Origin of the sequence: Streptomyces sp. NPDC052052, from assembly GCF_040680455.1 — a bacterium.
Classification (GTDB): domain Bacteria; phylum Actinomycetota; class Actinomycetes; order Streptomycetales; family Streptomycetaceae; genus Streptomyces.
In genome coordinates this window covers 1-20196 of the sequence record NZ_JBFAWU010000041.1, presented here as the reverse complement: position 1 = coordinate 20196, position 20196 = coordinate 1, and the positions used below count along the sequence as shown (strand labels likewise).

Below are 20196 nucleotides of genomic sequence, written 5' to 3'. Positions count from 1 at the left end.
GCGCGTCAGGGTTCTCCGGCGGGACCCCGCAGGTGGTCGACGAGCACCTGCGCCTGGCTGCCGAGGCCGCTCGGCCACGGCCCTCCCCTGGAGACATGCATGAGACGCACCTCGCACCGGCTGCTGAGACGCCCCCTGGCGACAGCCGTGGCAGCCGCCGGGCTGCTCGGACTCCTCACCGCGATGCCGCAGGACGGCCCGCCGTCCGCCGTTCCCGTCGCGGCGACGGAGAACACGGCGACGGTCTTCTACTACACGAAGACCAAGGCCTGGTCGACATACAACCTGCACTACGCACCGGACGGCGGCTCCTGGACGACCGTACCCGGTGTGCAGATGGAAGCGGCCTGCACCGACTGGGTCAAGAAGACCGTCAGCCTGGGCAGCGCATCCGGTCTCGCGGCGACGTTCAACAACGGTTCGGGGGTCTGGGACAACAACGGCGGGAACAACTACGCGCTGGGCACCGGCACCATCACGGTCAAGGACGGGGTCGTGGCGCACAGCGACCCGTGCGCCGGCACCGACCCGGACCCCTCCCCCTCCCCCTCCCCGACCGGCACGAACACCGCCTCCGTCTACTACTCGACGGCCACGGTCGGTTGGACCACGACCAACATCCACTACCAGCCGGCGGGCGGCTCGTGGACCACCGTGCCGGGAGTGGGCATGGAGGCGGCGTGCACGGGGTGGGTGAAGCGCTCCGTCGATCTCGGCAGCGCCACCTCCCTGAAGGCCGCGTTCAACAACGGCAACGGGGTCTGGGACAACAACAACGGCAGCGACTACACGATTCCGGCGGGTGTCTCCACGGTCAAGGACAGGACCGTCACGGCCGACGCAACGGATCCGTGCGTCGCCGAGCCCCCGGACACCGAGGCGCCGTCCGCGCCGACGAAGGTCGGTGCCGACGCGAACGGCGTCTCGGTGGTGCTGACATGGGATCCGTCCACCGACGACCGGGGCGTCACCAAGTACCAGGTGACCAGGACCGGCGGGACCAGAGGAACGATGGTCACCGATGTCGGCTCCACCGTCTACTCCGATACGAATCTGGAGGAGAAGACGGCCTACAGCTACACGGTGAAGGCGATCGACGCGGCCGGCAACGTCTCCGCCGCATCGGCCGCCGCCACCGTCACCACCGGCGAGAAGCCGTCCACCCCGGCCACCGGGCAACCGCTGGACACCGACCCGCGCAAGGACCCGATCTACTTCGTGCTCACCGCCCGGTTCAACGACGGCGACAGCTCCAACAACCGCGGCGGCAGCCAGCATGTGAAGTCCGGCAACGCGGCCAACGACGACCCCATGTTCCGCGGCGACTTCAAGGGCCTGGTCGAGAAGCTCGACTACATCAAGGGCCTCGGCTTCTCCGCGATCTGGATCACCCCGGTGGTGCTGAACCGGTCCGACTACGACTACCACGGCTATCACGGCTACGACTTCTACAAGGTCGACGGACGCCTGGAGTCCGCCGGTGCCTCGTACCAGGACCTGATCGACGCCGCCCATGCCAAGGGCATGAAGATCTATCAGGACGTCGTCTACAACCACTCCTCGCGCTGGGGTGCCAAGGGGCTCTTCACACCGACCGTCTACGGGGTCCGTGACGACCAGTGGAGCTGGTACTACGACGCGAAGAACGACGGCTTCGAGTACGACGGGGTGACCGTCGAGTCGAAGTCCGGGAAGTCGTACTACAACGGCGACCTCTGGTCCACCGCCGAACCCTCCGGAAACACCTGTCTGAACTGGGGCAAGCCCACCGGGGGCACTTCTTCCGAGGGCTACTCCCTCTACAACTGCCAGTGGCCGAACCCGACGTCCGGCATGTTCCCGAAGGCCTACTACCACAACTGCTGGATCGGGAACTGGGAAGGCGAGGACTCCCGCAGCTGCTGGCTGCACGAGGATCTCGCCGACTTCAACACCGAGAGCACACCCGTCCAGAACTACCTGATCGGCGCCTACAACAAGTACATCGACATGGGGGTCGACGGATTCCGCGTCGACACCGCCGTGCACATTCCCCGCACCACCTGGAACCGCCGCTTCCTGCCCGCGATCCAGGAACGCGTCACCACGCAGTTCGGCACCGAGGCCGCGAAGAACTTCTTCGTCTTCGGCGAGGTCGCCGCCTTCGTCAACGACAAGTGGAACCGCGGCTCGGTCAACCACTCGGCGCAGTTCTACACCTGGAAGGAGCGCAAGGAGTACGACGCCGACGACGCGAAGGCCGCCCTGGAGATGTACGACTACGAACAGCAGCAGGGCACCGGGGCCCAGCCGACCTCCACCAACGCCTTCCTGAACGGCAACACGTACCACACCCCGGACCACAGCCAGTTCTCCGGGATGAACGTCATCGACATGCGGATGCACATGAACTTCGGTGACGCGAACAACGCGTACAACAACGGCAAGGACTCCGACGACAGTTACAACGACGCGACCTACAACGTCGTGTACGTCGACAGTCATGACTACGGCCCCAACAAGAGCAATGAGCGGTACGCCGGCGGGACCGATGCCTGGGCCGAGAACATGTCGCTGATGTGGACGTTCCGCGGGATCCCGACCCTCTACTACGGGTCCGAGATCGAGTTCCAGGCGGGCAAGAAGATCGACTGCGGGCCCAGTTGCCCGCTGGCGACCACCGGGCGTGCCTACTACGGCGATCATCTCGCCGGAACGGTCGAGGCATCGGACTTCGGAAAGGTCGCCTCGGCCACCGGCGAGGTCGCCAACACGCTCAGCAAGCCGCTGGTCAAGCACCTGCAGCGGCTCAACCAGATCCGGCGGGCCGTACCCGCTCTCCAGATGGGCCAGTACTCCACCGAGGGCATCAGCGGCTCGATGGCGTACAAGCGCCGCTACACGGATGCCGCAAGCGGTGTGGACAGCTTCGCGCTGGTGACCGTCACCGACGGTGCCACGTACAACGGGATCCCCAACGGCACCTACCGGGACGCCGTCACCGGGGACACGAAGGTAGTGTCCGACGGCAAGCTCACGGTCGCGGCACCGGGCAAGGGAAACCTGCGGGTCTACGTCCTCGACCTGGGCGGCAGCAACGCCGCGCCGGGCAAGATCGGTGAGGCAGGGCCGTACCTCAAGTAGCGGGGCAGGCAGCCCGGTTCAAGGAAAGCGGCATCCGTGAACCGGGCCTGCTGCCGAGCGGACGGGCAGAGGGGGCCCGCCGTGAAATCACCGCGCTCCTTCGGGGCATGCTCTTCCGAGCCCGGCGGCAGTGACGGCCAAGTCCGCAGGGTGGCGGTTCGGACGCGTTCGTCCCCGGACCCGGGCTATCCGCGACGCCTCAGCGCGATGTCGGCGTCCGCGTCGTAGCCCTGGGTCCAGTTGCGTCCGGCGTCCGACTTCCAGGTGACATGCGCGGTGGCGCCGTCGATCCGGACGTCCGCCACCGTCATGGCCCGGTCGCCGTCCCGTACGTCCCCCCGGCGCAGTTCGCGCGCCTTGACGGTCACGGGATCCGCAGACAGCCTGCTCTCGACCTCGTCCGCCGCGCGGACAAGAGCCGCTGCCAGTTCGCGTGCCCTGGCAGGGGCACAGGTCACGGTGAGCCCGCCCGACGGTGCCGTGCCCCGGATCTCGACGCCCGCCCCGACGGGGGCCACCTCCAGCGTCGCGAGGTGGCCGTCGCGGTCCTCGATCGGATGCTCCATCGCTCTGTTCTCCCTTGCTCGGACGCCCTTCGGCTCGGCGCGGCCGGAGGTTCTCCGGCGGACCCGGGCGGCCGGCCCCGGGGCCGCCGGGGTCGACGGCCGGCTTCCGCAGCGCCACGGGCCGACCATCCAGATTTCAGCACACGGGCTCCGGACCGCCCGCTCCGGTGCACCGAACCGCTGTGGTGGACGTGGTCCGATGTGATGCGGGGCGACTGGCCAGGGACGGAGTGTCCCGGGCCGCCGTGCGGCTCACTGTCAGTGCCGGGGTGCAGACTGGCACCTGTCCGACACAACGGCGTTTCGGGAGGTTCGGTCATGACCGACGTACTGCTCACCGTGGGCACCCGCAAGGGACTCTTCCTCGGCCGCAGAAGCGGCGGTGTCTGGGAGTTCGAAGGCCCCCACTTCACATCCCAGGCGATCTACTCGATCGCCATCGACACCCGCCGGAAGGTCCCCCGGCTGCTGGTCGGCGGGGACAGTGCGCACTGGGGTCCGTCGGTCCTCCGCTCCGACGACCTGGGCAGGAGTTGGGCCGAGCCGAAGCAACCGGCCGTGCAGTTCCCGCAGTTCACCGGGGCATCGCTGGAGCGGGTCTGGCAGCTGCACCCGGCGGGACCCGAGGCCCCGGACGTCGTGTACGCGGGCACGGAGCCGGCCGCGCTGTTCCGCTCCGAGGACGGGGGTGTGTCCTTCGAACTGGTCCGCCCGCTGTGGGAACACCCGACGCGTGGGCAATGGGTACCGGGCGGGGGCGGTGAGGGTCTGCACACCATCCTCACGGACCCGAGAGATGCCCGGTCCGTGACGGTCGCGGTCTCGACCGCCGGGGTGTTCCGGACCAAGGACGGCGGCGCGAGCTGGGCTCCGTCGAACCACGGGGTGTCGGCGGTCTTCCTGCCCGACCCGAATCCGGAGTTCGGTCAGTGCGTCCACAAGGTGGCGCGGGACTCCGTCGAGCCCGACCGGCTCTATCTCCAGAACCACTGGGGGGTGTTCCGCAGCGACGACTGCGGGGACAACTGGACGGACATCGGCGCGGGGCTGCCTTCCGATTTCGGTTTCGCCGCAGCCACGCACCCGCACCGCGCCGACACGGCCTACGTCTTCCCGATCAATGCCGACGGCGACCGGGTGCCCGCCGACCATCGCTGCCGGGTCTTCCGCACCCCCGACGCCGGCGCCACCTGGGAGCCGTTGTCGGCAGGACTGCCCCAGGAGGCGCATTACGGCACGGTGCTCCGCGACGCGCTCTGCACGGACGACGCCGACCCGGCCGGCGTGTACTTCGGCAATCGCAACGGCGAGGTGTACGCGAGCGCGGACGACGGGGACAGCTGGCAGCAGCTCGCCTCGCATCTGCCGGACGTCCTCTGCGTCCGAGCGGCGGTCATCGGCCCGTGACCTCCGGCGAACGCCCGGCATCGCTCCGGACGAGAGACCCTAGGGCAGCTGCCAGTCCACCGGCTGCGCCCCCTGGCGGAGCAGGAGTTCGTTGGTACGGCTGAACGGGCGCGAGCCGAAGAAACCGCGGTCCGCCGACATGGGCGACGGATGCGCGGACTCGATCGCCGGGAAACCGTCGAGGAACGGCCGCAGATTACGGGCGTCGCGCCCCCACAGCACGGACACCAGCGGCTTGCCGCGCGCGGCCAGGGCACGGATGGCCTGCTCGGTCACTTCCTCCCAGCCCTTTCCACGGTGCGCGCCCGGTTTACGGGGGGCCGTGGTGAGCGCCCTGTTCAACAGCAGTACCCCCTGTCGCGTCCAGGGCGTCAGATCGCCGCTGGACGGTCGCGGAAGCCCCAGGTCCGTGTGCAGCTCCCGGAAGATGTTCTCCAGGCTGCCGGGCAGTTGGCGCACCTCGGGAGCCACGGAGAAGCTCAGCCCCACGGCCATCCCGGGCGTCGGGTAGGGATCCTGACCGACGATCAGTACCCGTACGTCGTCGAAGGGTTGCTGGAATGCGCGCAGTACGTTGGCGCCGGACGGCAGGTAGGTCCGGCCGGCGGCGACCTCCGCACGGAGGAAATCGCCCATCGCGGCGACGCGTCCGGCGACGGGTGCCAGTGCCTCGGCCCATCCGGGCTCGACTACTTCGTTCAAGGGTCGTGGTGCCACGGGGCGTCACTCTACCGGCGCAGTGGAGCTCGTTCCTCCGGCCGCGGTGCCGGCCTCCCCCACCCTGGCCCCGGGTCCGGTTCCCCGCCCCGGATCCCCGGTCCGCATTCGGGATAGGCTCACCAACTTCGTTAGTCAGCCCTAGCGTTGGTGATGCACAGTCGCGTGCATGGATTTGCTGCGTTTATCCAAGGCTGCGAAGTGTCTGGGTATTCGTCCGGTAACGCCTCGTCAGTGGGGTATCGATGGCAAGATCCCGTTTGTCCGGATCGGCCGTGAGCGCCGGTTCTCCTCGGTCGATGTGGAGCACATGAAGCGCGGCAGCGACTCGATGTTGCTCACGGAGACGCGCCTGTTGGGCCGTGGTGGGCGGTTCGCGTGAGGGGCAGGCTGCCATTGGGGGACGGCGAGACCTCCCGTACCGCGTGTGCGCGCGGCCTGTTGCGGACCGGGGTGGATGAGGAGACCGGTGAACTCCTGAGCGCTGCCGTGCTGGCCGAACGGGTGGGCTGGTGCGTGGACCTGGTCTCCGGCATGACCAACGCCCTGCTGGGCGAACACTGGAACACCGCCGACGTGGACCTCTTGGCGTCCGGTGAGGACGGCGGTGGGCGGAAGCTGCCGTCGAACGCGTGGATGGCGCTGCGCCGTCTGGGCTGGACCGTGACCGCCCCGGACGGGGTCAGGGTCAATGACCGGATCGTGCGGATGGTGCAGACGCAGGGCACCCTCCCCCACCAGCCCCCCGGGCCCGGCGGGCAAGCGTCCGGAGGGACACGCTCACACGGACCGGCACCGGCTGCCCCGCGCAGCCCACCGGCACCAGGGCGCGACAACGATCAGCACACCCACCGACCGGCACACGCCACGAGGGGCCGCACTGGGCGCAGGCTTCCACCTGCACGCCCACGCCACCCCACCACGATGGGCACCACCCGCACCAGACACCACGTCTGACATGCGATCACTAAGCTGATCAGAGACGCTGCGGTCGGCATTCCTCTTCATCACCTCTTCCTATTAGAGTCGGTCCATGAGGTCACGCAGTCGTTCGCCGGAAGGCAGCAGTGTTCGTCGCGTCCCATGGGGGCTCTCGTGACTGCGGGGACCGGGTCCGTTGCGGAGACGGACGCACCGGCCGGGGCGCCGCGTGTGCCGGGGCCGTTCGTGCTCGGTGTCGACTCGGGGGGCTCCGGACTGCGGGTGGCGCTCGGCACCGTCGGCGCGTCCGGCCCGGTGAACACCGCGGTCTGCGCCGAGCCGGTCCGCACCGGGCCTGCGGGGATCGACGCGGGGCACCTGCTGGAGCAACTGCTGCCCGCTGCCCACCGGTTGCTGGAGCAGCACGCCGGCCCGGACGCCGCCCGGATCGTGGCCGTGGCGATCGGTGCCGCCGGCATGGCGACGCTGGGCGGACAGCTGCGCGCCGAGCTGCCCTCGGCCCTGGAGCGTGCGCTCGGGGTGCGTCTGCTGGCTCTGGCCGCCGATGCGGTGACCGCCTACGCGGGCGCGCTCGGTCAGCACCCCGGAGCAGTCGTCGCGGGTGGTACGGGCCTGATCGCCCTGGGTACGGATCTGAAGAGCTGGCGGCGGGCCGACGGCTGGGGCCATCTGCTGGGCGACAGCGGTGGCGGCGCCTGGATCGGGCGGGCGGGTCTCGATGCGGCCATGCGCGCCCACGACGGGCGGCGCGGCGGATCCCGCGCACTGCTGGAGCGGCTGGAGGCGGTGTTCGGGTCGCCGCAGGAGCTGCCGGGACTGCTGTACCCGCGTACCGACCGGCCTGCCGTGCTGGCCTCCTTCGCGCCCGAGGTCGCCGCGTGCGCCGGAGATGATCCGGTCGCGGCGGGCATTCTGCGCGAGGCGGCCGGACACATCGCGGAGTCGGCCGCGGCGGTGTGCCCGAGAACCGGGCCCGCCGGACAGCCCTGCGAAGTGGCCCTGACGGGCGGTTTGTTCCGGATGGGCGATCCGCTCCTGGTGCCGCTGCGCGAGGAACTGTCCCGCCAGGTCCCGCAGGCGCGGACGGTACCCGTTTCGGGTGATCCGTTGACCGGTGCGCTGTCCATCGCCCGGGCGGTGGCCGCCGGTGACCTGCGGCTGCCCCTCCATCCGACTCTCCTCAGCGTGCCTGGCCGCAGCGTCGGAGAGAAGCCCGAACAGGCGGCACCGGAGCACGACGGTCAACCGTTGAGCCCCTGATCGGATAAATGCGGACAGATAACGCCCGACTGGGCCCTCCCCGAACGGAGGGGTACCCAAAACCAGTAGCATGCGGCGCCATGAGCACCCCCACTGGGCCCGCTTCCGGCCTGCCTGTACGAATGCCGCGACCTCGCCAGTCCGGACGGCACCGCCGCCCGGAGCCCGTGGTCGCACCCGAGGGCGCAGCTGCGCTCGTTCTCGCCGTTCCCGGTCCTCCCTCTTCGGCCACGCGCAGTCTGGCCGAAGAGGTGATCAGCATCGCCCGTTCCGAGCTGCCCGGTCTCCATGCCCGGATCGGCTATCTCGACGGCGACGACGACGAGTACCCCAAGCTCTCGTCCGTGCTCGCCCACAACGCCGCCGAGCGCATCGCGCACTTCGAGCAGGCGCGGGCGGCGGGACACGAGGTCGCCGGGCCCGAGGGACCGTCCGCTGTCGTGGTGCCGCTGCTCGCGGGACCGGACAGTTCCCTGATCCGGCAGATACGGCAGGCGGTGATGGACAGCGGGACCCAGGTCGAGCTGGCCGATGTGCTGGGCCCGCACCCGCTGCTCGCCGAGGCGCTGCACGTCCGCCTGTCCGAGGCCGGTCTGGCCCGCGCCGACCGTGCCAGGCTGTTCACGGTGGCGACGGCCGCCGACGGAATCGTGCTGGCCACCGTGGGCGGCGAGGAGGCCGTGCAGGCCGCCGGTATCACCGGCATGCTGCTGGCCGCTCGGCTCGCGGTACCGGTGATGGCCGCCGCGCTCGACATCGAGGGTTCCGTCGCATCGGTCGCCGAGCAGCTCACGGGATCCGGTTCGGCGCAGCTCGCGCTGGCACCGTACCTCGTCGGCCCCGAGGTGGCCGAGGGGCTGCTGGACGCGGCGGCGAAGGAGGCGGGCTGCGCGACGGCCGAGCCGCTCGGCGCGTATCCGGCGATCGGCAGGCTCGTGCTCTCGATGTACATGACGACGCTCGGAATCACGCCGACGGCTCCGCAGGGAGCCCAGGCACACTGACCCGTTGTCGGGCGCACCCGGCCGCAGGGGTGACACCGGTCGCCGGGCGGGCTGGACTTTTCCGGCTCCGCCCGGCGATCTCGGCTGTTCCGGACGTTCCGTCAGGCGAAGATCACGCAGGACGCGGCCGGAGCCTGGAGTGAGCCGGCCCGGCGCGGAATACCGGTCGCCGGGTCGACGGCGAACCAAGTCACGTCGCCGGACCGTTCGTTGGCCGCGTACAACCACCGGCCGGTGGGGTCGAGCGCGAGGTCGCGCGGCCAGTGGCCGCCGCAGTCCACGGTCGTGACCAGGACCGCCCTCCCGCCCGCGGCTTCGAGCGCGAGAACGGAGATGCTGTCGTGCCCCCGGTTGGCGGTCCAGAGGAACCGTCCGTCGTGCGAGACGACCACTTCGGAGGGATAGGTCGCCGGTTCCGCGTCGGCCGACGGCCCCCCGGGCAGCACCGCCGTCCCCCCGGTCGGCTCCAGGACACCTGTGGTGGCGTCCCATCGGCATACGGTGACGGTGGGTTCGAGTTCGTTGAGTACATAGGCGTGGCCGCCCGCGGGGTGGAATGCGAGATGGCGCGGTCCGGATCCCGGGGGCAGGGCCGTTTCACCGTGCAGTCGCAGGGCTCCGGTGGCCGTGTCGAGTGTGCAGATCCGCACGGAGTCGGTTCCGAGATCCACGCTGAGCACCCAGTTCCCGGACGGGTCCGGCAGCACCTGATGGGCGTGCGGGCCACGCTGACGGTCGGTGTCCGGACCGCTGCCCTCGTGCCGGAGCACGGAGGTGACGGGCCCCAGTGAACCGTCCTCCCGTACGGCCACGGCGGTGACGCTGCCGGAGCCGTAATTTGCGGTGAGCAGATGGCCTCCGGTGAGCGCGAGATGGGTCGGTGCGCTGCCTTCCACCGGCCGGAGTTCACCGATCGGCTGCGGCACGTCGCCGGTGATGTCGAATGCGGCGGTCGCACCGTGCTCGGTCTCGCTGACCGCGTAGAGTGCTCGGCCGCCCGGTCCCGGCCCCTGTCCGAGGACCAGGTACGAGGGGTCGGGAACAGCGTCCGTCGAACCGAGGACGGTCAGCGCCCCGGTTTCCCGTTCCACCGCGGCAGCGGTGATTCCCCGTCCGCCCGACGAGGTGAACGACCCGATGAACGCCCGTCCTGCGCCGCTTTCCCTACCGACTGCGCTGCTCGTCACGCACTGCCCCTCTCGCCGACCGGTCGTGGTCGGTCATGCGTCGCGATCTTCCGGGGTGACCGTAGCAGCCGGTCCGTCGCGGTCCGGGCCAAGGCCCCGGACGCCGGTCCGCCCTGCCGGGGCGCGGGCCGACGGGTCGCCGATCACCCCGCCGACCGGGCCGGAGCGCCGCGGGCGGCGCCTCAGGTACACGGCGCGGTCCTCATACCGGCCGGCCGGCTTGCGTGAACGACCTTGCTCCGGTCCGTCGGTCTGATCCTCGTCAACTCTGGTGTGAAACGCCGAAGTTGGGGAGCAGCTTTCTCGGCACGTCCGGAGGTCGGCGAGGGCGGCCCCGGCATCGTCGGTGTTGCGTATCCGAGCCAGGCGATGACGGCCGACCTCCGGCCCAGCGCGCCGTGGAGTGCGCGCGCACCGTCGAGAAGTCGCCCGTAGTGGTCGATGTCGATGCCCGCTCCGGGCACCAGTACGGCGATCCGTTCGGCATGGGCCAGGTCGCCGAAGACCTCGATGCCGCGGCCTCCGTCACGGCCGTCGAAGAAGAGGAAGCGACGTGCGGGGCCGGCCATGGTGTGCAGTGCGGCTGCCCGCTTCCGGTCGCCGTGACCGACGGCGGTGTGCTCGGCGGCGACGATGTCCGCACGGGTCGCGGCGTACCGCTCGGCAAGGGCTTCGGGCGCGGCGGTACGCAGCGGGCCCTGGAGGGGCGGTGCCGGAGCCGGGACGCCCGCGGGGCCGGCCGCTGCCGCCGTCGGCACGGCCACCGTGGCGGTCACCAGCGCGGCAAACAGGCCGCGGAACAGGCCGTTTCTGCGTGGGCGGGTCGACATGACGGGTCGTTTCTTCCGTACCGGATGGCTGTATCGCATCGGGTACAGAAGCTACGAAGGAGGTCGCGTGGTTGGCGTCCCACCGGGGTGTGAACCACTGCGTAGCTCTGCGGGACTACGGGTACGAGGCGGGAACCGCCGGGGCCGTGATCTGCCGGATTCGTCCGGCAGGGCTGCTGACGGAGTTCTCGACGGCAGTGGGGCCGTGCCGTTGGGGTCCGGGGGCCCGATATCCTGATCATGCCGCGCATTCCCCACCCCGCCTCGATCGAGGTCGGGGCGCCGCCGTGGCATTCGAAGCGGTCCACAGTTCGAGATTGGTGCACAGGTGCTGGTAGCTGGTCGGTACCGCTTGTTGTCCCCCATCGGCCGCGGCGGCATGGGTGAGGTGTGGCGCGCCTCCGACGAAGTGCTCGGCAGGGCCGTGGCCGTGAAGCTGCTGCTCGGTGGCCATGCGGACGATTCCGCCACCGCCCGGTTCCGTCTGGAGGCACAGACCGCTGCCCGCCTGAGCCACCCTCATCTGGTGGCCGTGTTCGACTTCGGGGCCTGGGAGGACCGCCTCTTTCTCGTGATGGAACTCGTCGAGGGCAGAAGTCTGGGCGATCTGCTCGCGGCGGAGGAACGGCTCGGCGCCGAGCAGGTTGCCCGGATCGCGGGGCAGGCGGCCGCGGGGCTCGCCGCCGCCCACCGGCAGGGCATCGTGCACCGCGACATCAAGCCGGGGAACCTGATGCTGGACGCCGAAGGGACCGTCAAGATAGGCGACTTCGGCATCGCCCAGTTCGTCGACGACCCTTCCGCCGCCCTGACCACGACGGGGCAGATCGTCGGCACCAGTCTCTATCTCGCCCCGGAGCGCGCCCTGGGCCGTACCGCAGGTGCGGCGTCCGACATCTACTCCCTCGGCTGCGTCATCTATCAACTCCTCCTGGGTGAACCGCCATTCCGCTCGGACACCGCGACGGCGACGCTCTATCAGCATGTCGACACGGCTCCCCTGCCCCTCGCGCAGCGGGGGGTCGACCTGTCCCCTGCCTTCGACTCCTATCTGCTGGGGCTGCTCGCGAAGCAGCCGGAGGAGCGGCCCAGCGCCCAGCAGGTCGCCGACTGGTTCCAGAGCGACGCGTGGCGGGGCCGGCCGGAGCCTCTGCCCCTGTACACCCCGGGATCCGCCCCGGCCGGGCCAGGCGCCCCTCCGACGCCGGCCCCCGCACCGACCCCTGCCCCGGTGGGCTCCGCCGCTCAGCAGGCCGAAGGCCTGACCACGTATCGGCTGCCCCAGGCCGGCGGCCGCCGTCGGCGTCCGGCCGAGCACTCCGGGACGGTGTCCAGCCGTCGGCGTCCGGCCGAGCGCTCCGGGACGGTGTCCGCCCGCCGGCGAACCGGCGCCCGTGAAGCGATCCGGCGTCGGCCCCGTGTGGCCAGCGCCATTGCCGGTACGGTCGTCTTCATCGCGGCCGTCTATGCGGGAATGAACCTGTTCTCCTCGGGCTCCAGCCCGGCCGGCACCCCGGACACCGGCTCCACCGCCAGCGTCGGGCCCGAGTCACCGGCCCCCGACCAGTCGGCTCAGGAACAGCCGACACAGAACCAGCCGGTACAGGACGGCGAGGGCGACGACGACGAGGACTGAGGCGCGCTCCGGTCCCCCGCCCACGGCCCTTTCCCGGAGCACGCCGTCCCCGAGGGCGGCCCGGGTTCACATCGGGTTCAGCCCCGCTGTGCGGAGGCGTACCGGCGCAGGAACAAGGCCTCGGCGTGAGCCATGTGCTGGATCTCGGCGGGATCGACGCTTTCGTTCGGTGCGTGGATGAGGCACTGCGGCTCCTCCACTCCCATCAGGATGATCTCGGCGTCGGGGAAGGCGCCGGTGAGCACATTGCACAGCGGGATGGAGCCGCCCTGCCCGAGGGCGGTCATCGGCTTCCCGTAGACCTCGGCCATCGCCGCGCCGAGGGCCGCATAGGCCGGACCATCGGTGGCGGCCCGGAAGGGCGAGCCGGTCCCTCCGGGTTCGACCGAGACATGTGCACCCCAGGGAACGGCGTTCTCCAGATGGGCCGTCAGCGCGCCCAGGGCGGCGTCCGCGTCCGTGCCCGGAGGTACGCGGAGGCTGACCCTGGCCCGTGCGGTGGCCTGAACGGCGGCGGAGGACCCGACGACCGGCGGGCAGTCGATGCCGAGGACGGTGACGGCGGGGCGGGCCCAGAGCCGGTCCGCGACCGTACCGGATCCGGTGAGCGCGACGCCGTCCAGCACCTCGGCGTCGCTCCGGAACTGCTCCTCGTCATAGGCCGCACCGGACCAGGTCCCGGTGGAGTCCAGCCCGTCGATGCGGGTGCCGCCGCCCGGGTCCCGCAGGGTGGACAGGAGCTGGATGAGGGCGGCGAGGGCGTCGGGCGCCGGTCCACCGAACATCCCCGAGTGCACCGCACCCTTGAGCGTCGACACGGTCACGACGACGTCGGCCAGACCCCGCAGGGACGTGGTCACGGTCGGCTGTCCCACGGCGGCGTTACCCGTGTCGCAGATCAACAGGGCGTCGGCCGCGAACTCTTCGTGGTGCTGGCCGACGTACGCCTCCAGACCTCCGGTGCCCTGCTCCTCCGACCCCTCCGCGACGAACCTCAGCCCCACCGGAAGGTCGTCGCCGAGGGCTCTCAGTGCGGTGAGGTGCATGACGATGTTGCCCTTGCAGTCCGCGGCGCCGCGCCCGTACCACCGGCCGTCCCGCTCGGTCAGGCTGAAGGGCGGCGAGGTCCAGGCGTCGTCGTCGAGCGGCGGTTGCACGTCGTAGTGGCAGTACAGCAGCACGGTCGGGGCTCCGGGCGGCGGCGGTCGGTGGCCGAGCACCGCGAGGCTGCCGTCCGGTGTGCCGACGAGGCGTACATCGCGCAGCCCCACTGCACTGAAGGCGTCGGCGACCCACTGGGCCGCCCTCCGGCACTCCTCGGGCGGGTACTGGCGAGGGTCGGCGACGGAGGGAATCGAGACCAGTTCGGTGAGATCCGCCTTGGCGCGCGGCATCAGGGCTGCGATCCGGTCCGCCAGGTCGTGCTCGCTCATCGTGCATGCCTCCAGTACGTCGGGGCTTCGGCGTTCGAGGGTGCCGGTGTGCGCGGACGGGCTTCCGGTCCCGGATTCGCCCCGGGTCCGCCTGGACGCTTCGGGTGGGCCGGGTTCATGCGCCGTCCGCCGCGGTCGTGCCGGTCCGGCCGGCGGCCGGGTCGTCGACCGAGGTGCGCCACTCCGGCTTGCGGAGCTTGAGGAACAGGTACGGGATGATCAGGCCGAGCAGGACGAGCCCGCCGCCGACCAGAGCGATGTAGGCCCAGACGCTGCCGCCACCGAACTGGGACGAGGGCACGAAGCCGATGCCCAGCGCGGCGAGAGAGGCGAGCAGACCCAGGACGCACAGGGGTACGAGCGCGGGGGCACGGTAGCCTCGCGGATGATCGGGCCGGGTCCTGCGCAGGCGGATCGCGGCGGCGAACATCAGCAGGTACACGATGAGATAGACCTGCGTGGTGATCACGGAGAAGATCCAGTAGGCGCTGGAGACATCGGGGATCAGCGCGTACAGGAGGGCGATGACGGTGGTCACGATGCCCTGGGTGACGAGGATGTTCTGCTGGATGCCGTTCTTGTTGAGCTTCTGGAGGAAGGGCGGCAGGTAGCCCTCCTCCCGGGAGATCATCAGCAGGCCCTTGGACGGCCCGGCCAGCCAGGTGATCATGCCGCCGAGCGCCGCCGCGACCAGAGCGATGGCCACGACCGGAGTGAGCCAGCCGATGTGGAAGTGCGAGAAGAACGCGTCGAATGCCTGCATCACACCTGCGGTGAGGCTGAGTTGACCGCTCGGGACGACCCAGCTGATGGCGAGGGCGGGCAGGATGAAGATCATCAGCACCAGTCCCATGGCGAGGAACATCGACCGCGGGTACTCCTTGGCCGGGTTCTTCAGCGACGAGACGTGAACGGCGTTCATCTCCATGCCGGAGTAGCTGAGGAAGTTGTTGACGATCAGGACGAGGCTGGCCAGCCCCGTCCACTGGGGAAGCAGATGACTGCCGGTCATGGGGGCGGCGGTGCTGTTGCCCTGGCCGAGGAAGACGAGTCCGAGGACCACCAGGATGGTGCCGGGAATCAGCGTCCCGATGATCAGCCCCGCGGACGAGAGCCCGGCGACGGCCTTCGTGCCGCGGGACGAGGCCCAGACCCCGGTCCAGTACAGCACCATGATCACGATCGCGGTGTAGAGGCCGTTGGAGGCCAGGCTCGGGTCGATGACATAGGCGATGGTGCTGGCGACGTACGCGAGCAGGCTCGGGTAGTAGAAGATCGTCATCGCGAACTGGCACCACACGGCGAGGAATCCGAGCGGTTTGGACAGCCCCTCGCTCACCCATCGGTAGACGCCGCCGCTCCATCCCGACGCCAGCTCGGCGGAAACGAGCGCCGTCGGCAACAGGAACACGATCGCCGGTATGAGGTAGAGGAAGACACAGGCCAGGCCGTACACGGCCATCGCCGGAGCGGCCCGCAGGCTCGCCACCGATGCGGTGGTCATCAGGGCAAGCGTGGCCCAGGTCATCCCCGGCACCGCCGCTTTCCTGGACCGTGGTTGCGGTGCGGAGGACTCCGACTGTGCGTCCGAGGGGACGTCCATGGTGCTCATACGGCGCTCCTTGCAGCGGCAGTACCGTGCCTGCCGGACTGAACTGTTGACGGGCCTCGGGTTGCGGAGCACGGGACGGGCCGGGCGGCGTTCCCGGCCCCGGTCCTCACGAGCCCCGGGCGGCTCCGCTCGCCTTCCTGGTCCGGCGTCGGCCCGGGCGAGCGCACCGCCGACCGCCCGGGAGAATCGGAGCCCAGGGGGTACGCATGCGACGCCGGACGACGGTCCATCAGAGTGTCCCTTCACCTGAGCGGCTGCCCAGCAAGGGTAAATTGTCATAGTTTCAGACGTTCCGCACGTCGAACTGTGGAGGTCCGGGATCACGGCCGCCCGCTGCCGCCCTGAAGCGCCGCCGCCGGTCCTCGGAAGTCCGTTCCTGCCTGTGATCCGTCGTCGGGCGGGGTGTTTCACGGCGCCGGATTCCGCGAAACGACCTCTTCACGACCGGATTGACGTGGCATCAGCCCGATGGACGACGGTCAGGCCGGGTTCCGCGGGCGGTGGTCCTGATCGATGATGAGGCGCAGGGCTGCCGTTCTCGGTACGGCACCGGCCGACCCAGGAGCAGGAAGGGGTTCTTGATGCGGGAGACGACGCCAGAGAGGGCCGAGCCGGACGACCGGTCCGGTCCCGGCGTGGACGAGGAAGCCCAGGTGATCGTGGTGGGGGCGGGTCCGGCGGGTTCGGCCGCTGCCTTCCATCTCGCCAGATCGGGCGTCGATGTCCTGCTCCTGGAGAAGTCCCGCTTCCCCCGGGAGAAGGTGTGCGGGGACGGCCTGACGCCACGCGCGGTGCATCAGCTCATCAGGATGGGCGTCGACATCAAGGCTCCGGGATGGACGCGTTCCCGCGGGATGCGCTGGGTGGCCGGGGACCGCCAGGTGCTCATCGACTGGCCCGCGCTCGGGCGGTACCCGGACTTCGGGCTCGCGCGCAGCCGGCACGACTTCGACGACATCCTGGCCCGGCATGCCGTCGCCGCCGGGGCCCGGCTGCGCAGCGGCGTGAAGGTGACCCGGCCCCTGACCGACCGTGTCGGCCGTATCACCGGAGTCGACGCCACGACCGACACGAAGGAGTCCCTGTCCTTCCACGCACCGATCGTGATCGCCGCCGACGGCGCCTCCGCCCGCCTGGCGCTCGCCATGGGCCTGCAACGGGACCGGAGCAGGCAGATCGCGACGGCCGCGCGCCGGTACTACCGCAGCCCGGAGCGTTCCCAGGAGGAGTACCTGGAGCTCTGGGCCGACCTCCGCTTCCCCGGGAGCAGGCATTACCTGCCGGGATACGGCTGGATCTTCCCGATGGGCGACGGCCGCGTCAACGTCGGTCTGGGTGCGCTGCCGCACCGCAGGCACGGCAAGGCGGACCTGCGGGCCGCGCTGGACGAGTGGCTGGCCCGCACCCCGCAGGCCTGGGGGCTGAGCGAGGAGAACGCGGAGGGCCCGGTGCGGAGCGCGGCCCTCCCTCTGGGCTTCAACCGTCACCCGCTGTACACCCGCGGGCTGCTCCTCGTCGGCGATTCCGGAGGCATGATCAGTCCCTGGAACGGCGAGGGCATCGGCGAGGCCATGGAAGCCGGCGAGGTCGCGGCCGAGACCGCCGCACTCGCGCTCGCACTGCCCCGCGGGCCCGGCAGGGAACGGGTGCTGCACGGCTACCCCGTCGAGATGAACCGCCGCTGGGGGCGGTACTACCGTCTCGGCAACACGGCGGCCGATCTCGTCTTCAGCCGTTCGGGCTTCCAGCCGATCCTCAACCGTTACGTCATGGGATCGCCGTTCCTGCTCAGGACGCTGGCCCGGTTGCTGACCGGCCTCACGGACAAGCCCTCGCACGACCTGATCGACCATCTGCTCAACGGCGTCGTGCGTCTGGTCCCGGATCCCGGGGCGCGGCGGCGCTGAACCCGAAACGGACCTCCAGCGCATCAGTGGGCGGGGGCGGCACGGGCCGGCCGGATCTACCGGTGCGGCTTCTTCCGCCTGCTGCCCCTGGCGCTGCCGGTACCGCCCCGCGGGCTCTTCCCGGTTGCGGTCCTGGGCGCGGGCTTGCGGCGCGCACCACCCGTCGCGGGGCGCTTCTCCTTCGGCTGGGCCGGGGTCTTGGGACGGCCCCGGGAACTGTTGACCGTCCGCCCGCGCACGATCCCGATGAAGTCCTCCACCAGGTCCGTCGTCGCGTCCTCCGGCCACGACAGGGCGACGCGTGACTGGGGGGCGTCCGACACCGGCCGGTACGTGAGGTCCTTGCGGTGGTGCAGGCGGGCGAGCGACTGCGGGACGACGAGGACACCCACGCCTGCCGCCACGAGCTCGATGGCGTCCGCCGTCGTGGCGGGGCGCTCGATCGCGGGCCGTCCCGGCAGCTGCTCCCAGGCGAGGGTGTCGTCGAGCGGGTGGAGCACGATCTCTTCCGCGAGATCCTCGGCCTGGACCTCCTCGACCGCGGCCACGGCATGGTCCTTCGGGACCACGACGACGGTCGTCTCGGTGTAGAGGGGGATCGCGCTGAGACCCGTCCGGTCCATGGGCAGCCGCACGAAACCCGCGTCGGCGTCCCGGTCGCGCAGCGCGCCGGGCGCCTCGGCGGCCGGCACCCCGACGAGGGTCAGCGGGACATCGGGCAGCCGCTCGTTCCAGATCCGCACCCACTTCGTGGGCATCACTCCCGGGACGTATGCGAGCCGGAACGAAGGGGTTTCTTCCGAGCTGGTCACGCCGCCAGGTTACCGGCCCTGGTCAGAGGTGGTGCACCCGCTCGATACCCTTGACCTCATGACGTCGCACAAGACCGCCCAGACCATGAAGCCCGCGACCGCGGCAAAGAAGCTGGGTGTGTACCTCCAGGCCACCCCCACCGAGTTCCAGGAGGGTGTCGTCTCGCGCACCGAGCTGGACGCGCTGCAGTCCGATCCGCCCGCGTGGCTGCAGGAGCTGCGGCGCAACGGCCCGCACCCCCGTCCGGTGGTCGCGGCGAAGCTCGGGATCTCCATCTCGGGTCTCGCCCGCGGCGGGATCACGGAGGCCCTCACCACCGAGCAGATCGAGGCGCTGAAGAAGGAGAGCCCCGACTGGCTCCGGCAGGAGCGCGCCACGCAGGCCGAGGTCCGGAAGGAAGCGGTGCGCATCAAGGAGAAGAAGGCGGCACGCGCCGATCAGGCCCGCGGCCCGCGTTCCTGACCTCTTTCTCGTCGGCTTCGTCCCGGCCGCGCGTCTCAGCGGCCGGCCAGGTCGCGCGCGGTCCGGGCGATGTGGCTCCGTGAGATGCCGGCTGCGTCGAGGAGTTCGGAGGAGGTTCCGGAGCCCGGCAGGTTGCGCACGGCGAGGTGGACGAATGCGGGGCCGAGTCGCTGCCGGGCCAGTGCGGACAGGACGGCCTCGCCGATGCCGCCTTCGGGGTGGTGGTCCTCGACGACGACCAGGGCTCCGGTCTCCTGGGCGGCGCGGGCGATCGTGTCGAGGTCCAGGGGTTTGACGGAGTACAGGTCCACGACCCGGACGGGGATGTCGTCCTTGGCCAACTCCTCGGCGGCGGCCAGGCATTCGTGCACGGTGACACCGGCCCCGAGGAGGGTGACCCGGTCGCTGCCGCTCGTACGCAGGGTCTTCGATCCACCGACGGGGAAGGTCTCGTCGGAGGCGTAGAGGACGGGGTAGGCGCCCCGGGTGGTGCGGAGGTAGGAGATGCCGTCCAGGTAGGCCATGGCGGCGGTCAGGGCGGCGGCGGAGGTGGCGTCGCTGGGGCAGAGCACGGTGGAGCCATGGACGGCACGCATCATGGCGAGGTCCTCCAGGCCCATCTGGGACGGGCCGTCCGCGCCGATCTCGACACCGCAGTGGGTGCCGCACAGGCTCATGGAGATCTGCGAGACGGCCGCCATGCGGATGAAGTCGTGGGCCCGGGTGAGGAAGGCGGCGAAGGTGGTGGCGTAGGGGCGGTAGCCTCGCGCGGCCATGCCGACCGCACTGGCGATCATCTGCTGTTCGGCGATGTACGTCTGGAAGTACCGCTCCGGGTGGGCCTTGCCGAAGTCCTCCGCGTGCGTGGAGTTGCCCACCTCTGCGTCCAGGGCCACGATGTCGGGCCGGGCGCCGATCGCGGCGAGCGCCTTGCCGAAGGCGACTCGGGTGGCGACGGCTTCACCGATCTCGAAACGCGGCAGCGACACCTCCACGGGGGCGGCGTGCGCGGCGGGGGTCGCAGCGGGCGGGCGGGGCCCTCGTACGGTGAGGTGGCGCACGCCGCCCAGTTCGGTGACGGCGCGTGCGGCGAGGTCGCCGGGCAACGGCTTGCCGTGCCAGCCCTCGGCGTCCGCGACCTCGGAGACGCCCTGCCCCTTGACGGTCTTCGCGATGACGACGGTGGGGGCCTGCCCGTCGCCCGCGGTGGCCAGGGCCCGGTTGCCTGGCCCGCCGGAACCGGCCGCGCCGACCGGACGGACGAGGTCCTCGGGCGAGCGGGGCGCGCCGCCGCGCC

At 70.7% G+C, this 20196-nt stretch carries 17 protein-coding genes; 9 read left to right on the top strand and 8 right to left on the bottom strand.

Annotation, left to right across the window (positions count from 1 at the left end; genetic code table 11):
• Window positions 1-99: 99 nt before the first annotated feature.
• Window positions 100-3123, top strand: coding sequence for a carbohydrate binding domain-containing protein (locus AB0L71_RS31885; protein WP_365249951.1), 3024 nt, complete (start codon window positions 100-102; stop codon window positions 3121-3123).
• A 185-nt stretch (window positions 3124-3308) separates the two neighbouring features.
• On the opposite strand, the gene AB0L71_RS31880 is transcribed toward AB0L71_RS31885, so the two are convergent.
• Entirely contained in the window at window positions 3309-3689 is a 381-nt protein-coding gene (locus AB0L71_RS31880; RefSeq protein ID WP_365249948.1) for a hypothetical protein, read from the bottom strand.
• Between the two features lie 318 nt (window positions 3690-4007).
• Between AB0L71_RS31880 and AB0L71_RS31875 the strand changes: the two genes are divergently transcribed.
• A complete protein-coding gene (locus AB0L71_RS31875) occupies window positions 4008-5096 on the top strand; it encodes a sialidase family protein (RefSeq protein ID WP_365249945.1) in 1089 nt (362 codons plus the stop codon).
• Window positions 5097-5135: 39 nt separating this feature from the next.
• Here AB0L71_RS31875 and AB0L71_RS31870 read toward each other — a convergent pair whose 3' ends face one another.
• On the bottom strand, window positions 5136-5813 hold the full coding sequence (locus tag AB0L71_RS31870) for a uracil-DNA glycosylase (RefSeq protein ID WP_365249942.1): 678 nt from the start codon (window positions 5811-5813) through the stop codon (window positions 5136-5138).
• Between the two features lie 169 nt (window positions 5814-5982).
• On the opposite strand from AB0L71_RS31870, the gene AB0L71_RS31865 reads away from it, so the two are divergent.
• The 4 genes from AB0L71_RS31865 (at window position 5983) to AB0L71_RS31850 (ending at window position 9019) form a co-directional block, all read left to right on the top strand.
• On the top strand, window positions 5983-6195 hold the full coding sequence (locus AB0L71_RS31865; protein WP_365249939.1) for a helix-turn-helix domain-containing protein: 213 nt from the start codon (window positions 5983-5985) through the stop codon (window positions 6193-6195).
• Window positions 6192-6770: a hypothetical protein gene (locus AB0L71_RS31860; RefSeq protein ID WP_365249937.1), complete on the top strand. Its 579-nt coding sequence runs from the start codon at window positions 6192-6194 to the stop codon at window positions 6768-6770. Before AB0L71_RS31865 ends, AB0L71_RS31860 begins: the two co-directional genes overlap by 4 nt.
• A gap of 195 nt (window positions 6771-6965) precedes the next feature.
• Complete coding sequence (locus AB0L71_RS31855; RefSeq protein ID WP_365250005.1) at window positions 6966-8015, top strand: BadF/BadG/BcrA/BcrD ATPase family protein; 1050 nt, start codon at window positions 6966-6968, stop codon at window positions 8013-8015.
• An 80-nt stretch (window positions 8016-8095) separates the two neighbouring features.
• The gene (locus AB0L71_RS31850; RefSeq protein ID WP_365249935.1) at window positions 8096-9019 is read left to right on the top strand and encodes a hypothetical protein; all 924 of its coding nucleotides are present in this window, start codon (window positions 8096-8098) and stop codon (window positions 9017-9019) included.
• 101 nt (window positions 9020-9120) lie between these two features.
• On the opposite strand, the gene AB0L71_RS31845 is transcribed toward AB0L71_RS31850, so the two are convergent.
• Both AB0L71_RS31845 and AB0L71_RS31840 read right to left on the bottom strand, forming a co-directional pair.
• On the bottom strand, window positions 9121-10206 hold the full coding sequence (locus AB0L71_RS31845; RefSeq protein ID WP_365249932.1) for a lactonase family protein: 1086 nt from the start codon (window positions 10204-10206) through the stop codon (window positions 9121-9123).
• 182 nt (window positions 10207-10388) lie between these two features.
• Complete coding sequence (locus AB0L71_RS31840; protein ID WP_365249929.1) at window positions 10389-11036, bottom strand: alpha/beta hydrolase; 648 nt, start codon at window positions 11034-11036, stop codon at window positions 10389-10391.
• A gap of 379 nt (window positions 11037-11415) precedes the next feature.
• Here AB0L71_RS31840 and AB0L71_RS31835 point away from each other — a divergent pair, with 379 nt between their 5' ends.
• Entirely contained in the window at window positions 11416-12672 is a 1257-nt protein-coding gene (locus AB0L71_RS31835; protein WP_365250002.1) for a serine/threonine-protein kinase, read from the top strand.
• 77 nt (window positions 12673-12749) lie between these two features.
• On the opposite strand, the gene AB0L71_RS31830 is transcribed toward AB0L71_RS31835, so the two are convergent.
• The gene (locus AB0L71_RS31830; RefSeq protein WP_365249927.1) at window positions 12750-14105 is read right to left on the bottom strand and encodes a dipeptidase; all 1356 of its coding nucleotides are present in this window, start codon (window positions 14103-14105) and stop codon (window positions 12750-12752) included.
• 115 nt (window positions 14106-14220) lie between these two features.
• The gene (locus AB0L71_RS31825) at window positions 14221-15717 is read right to left on the bottom strand and encodes an APC family permease (RefSeq protein WP_365249924.1); all 1497 of its coding nucleotides are present in this window, start codon (window positions 15715-15717) and stop codon (window positions 14221-14223) included.
• A gap of 581 nt (window positions 15718-16298) precedes the next feature.
• Between AB0L71_RS31825 and AB0L71_RS31820 the strand changes: the two genes are divergently transcribed.
• Window positions 16299-17624 carry a geranylgeranyl reductase family protein gene (locus AB0L71_RS31820; RefSeq protein WP_365249921.1) on the top strand — a complete coding sequence of 442 codons (1326 nt, stop codon included), beginning with the start codon at window positions 16299-16301 and terminating at the stop codon, window positions 17622-17624.
• Between the two features lie 56 nt (window positions 17625-17680).
• Here the strand turns inward: AB0L71_RS31820 and AB0L71_RS31815 are convergent, their stop codons facing one another.
• Window positions 17681-18436, bottom strand: coding sequence for a LysR substrate-binding domain-containing protein (locus AB0L71_RS31815; RefSeq protein WP_365249918.1), 756 nt, complete (start codon window positions 18434-18436; stop codon window positions 17681-17683).
• 58 nt (window positions 18437-18494) lie between these two features.
• Between AB0L71_RS31815 and AB0L71_RS31810 the strand changes: the two genes are divergently transcribed.
• Window positions 18495-18899 (top strand): DUF5997 family protein, encoded by a 405-nt coding sequence (locus tag AB0L71_RS31810; RefSeq protein WP_365249915.1) that lies wholly within the window; start codon window positions 18495-18497, stop codon window positions 18897-18899.
• A 35-nt stretch (window positions 18900-18934) separates the two neighbouring features.
• On the opposite strand, the gene AB0L71_RS31805 is transcribed toward AB0L71_RS31810, so the two are convergent.
• A partial coding sequence (locus AB0L71_RS31805; RefSeq protein ID WP_365249912.1) for a transketolase occupies window positions 18935-20196 on the bottom strand: 1262 nt, incomplete at its 5' end.

Excerpts from the sequence above, each read along its gene's own strand:
- AB0L71_RS31885 (WP_365249951.1), top strand. The coding sequence starts at position 100 with ATGAGACGCACCTCGCACCGGCTGCTGAGACGCCCCCTGGCGACAGCC.
- AB0L71_RS31880 (WP_365249948.1), bottom strand. The coding sequence starts at position 3,689 with ATGGAGCATCCGATCGAGGACCGCGACGGCCACCTCGCGACGCTGGAG.
- AB0L71_RS31875 (WP_365249945.1), top strand. The coding sequence starts at position 4,008 with ATGACCGACGTACTGCTCACCGTGGGCACCCGCAAGGGACTCTTCCTC.
- AB0L71_RS31865 (WP_365249939.1), top strand. The coding sequence starts at position 5,983 with ATGGATTTGCTGCGTTTATCCAAGGCTGCGAAGTGTCTGGGTATTCGT.
- AB0L71_RS31850 (WP_365249935.1), top strand. The coding sequence starts at position 8,096 with ATGAGCACCCCCACTGGGCCCGCTTCCGGCCTGCCTGTACGAATGCCG.
- AB0L71_RS31840 (WP_365249929.1), bottom strand. The coding sequence starts at position 11,036 with ATGTCGACCCGCCCACGCAGAAACGGCCTGTTCCGCGGCCTGTTTGCC.
- AB0L71_RS31835 (WP_365250002.1), top strand. The coding sequence starts at position 11,416 with ATGGGTGAGGTGTGGCGCGCCTCCGACGAAGTGCTCGGCAGGGCCGTG.
- AB0L71_RS31830 (WP_365249927.1), bottom strand. The coding sequence starts at position 14,105 with ATGAGCGAGCACGACCTGGCGGACCGGATCGCAGCCCTGATGCCGCGC.
- AB0L71_RS31825 (WP_365249924.1), bottom strand. The coding sequence starts at position 15,717 with ATGAGCACCATGGACGTCCCCTCGGACGCACAGTCGGAGTCCTCCGCA.
- AB0L71_RS31820 (WP_365249921.1), top strand. The coding sequence starts at position 16,299 with ATGCGGGAGACGACGCCAGAGAGGGCCGAGCCGGACGACCGGTCCGGT.
- AB0L71_RS31810 (WP_365249915.1), top strand. The coding sequence starts at position 18,495 with ATGACGTCGCACAAGACCGCCCAGACCATGAAGCCCGCGACCGCGGCA.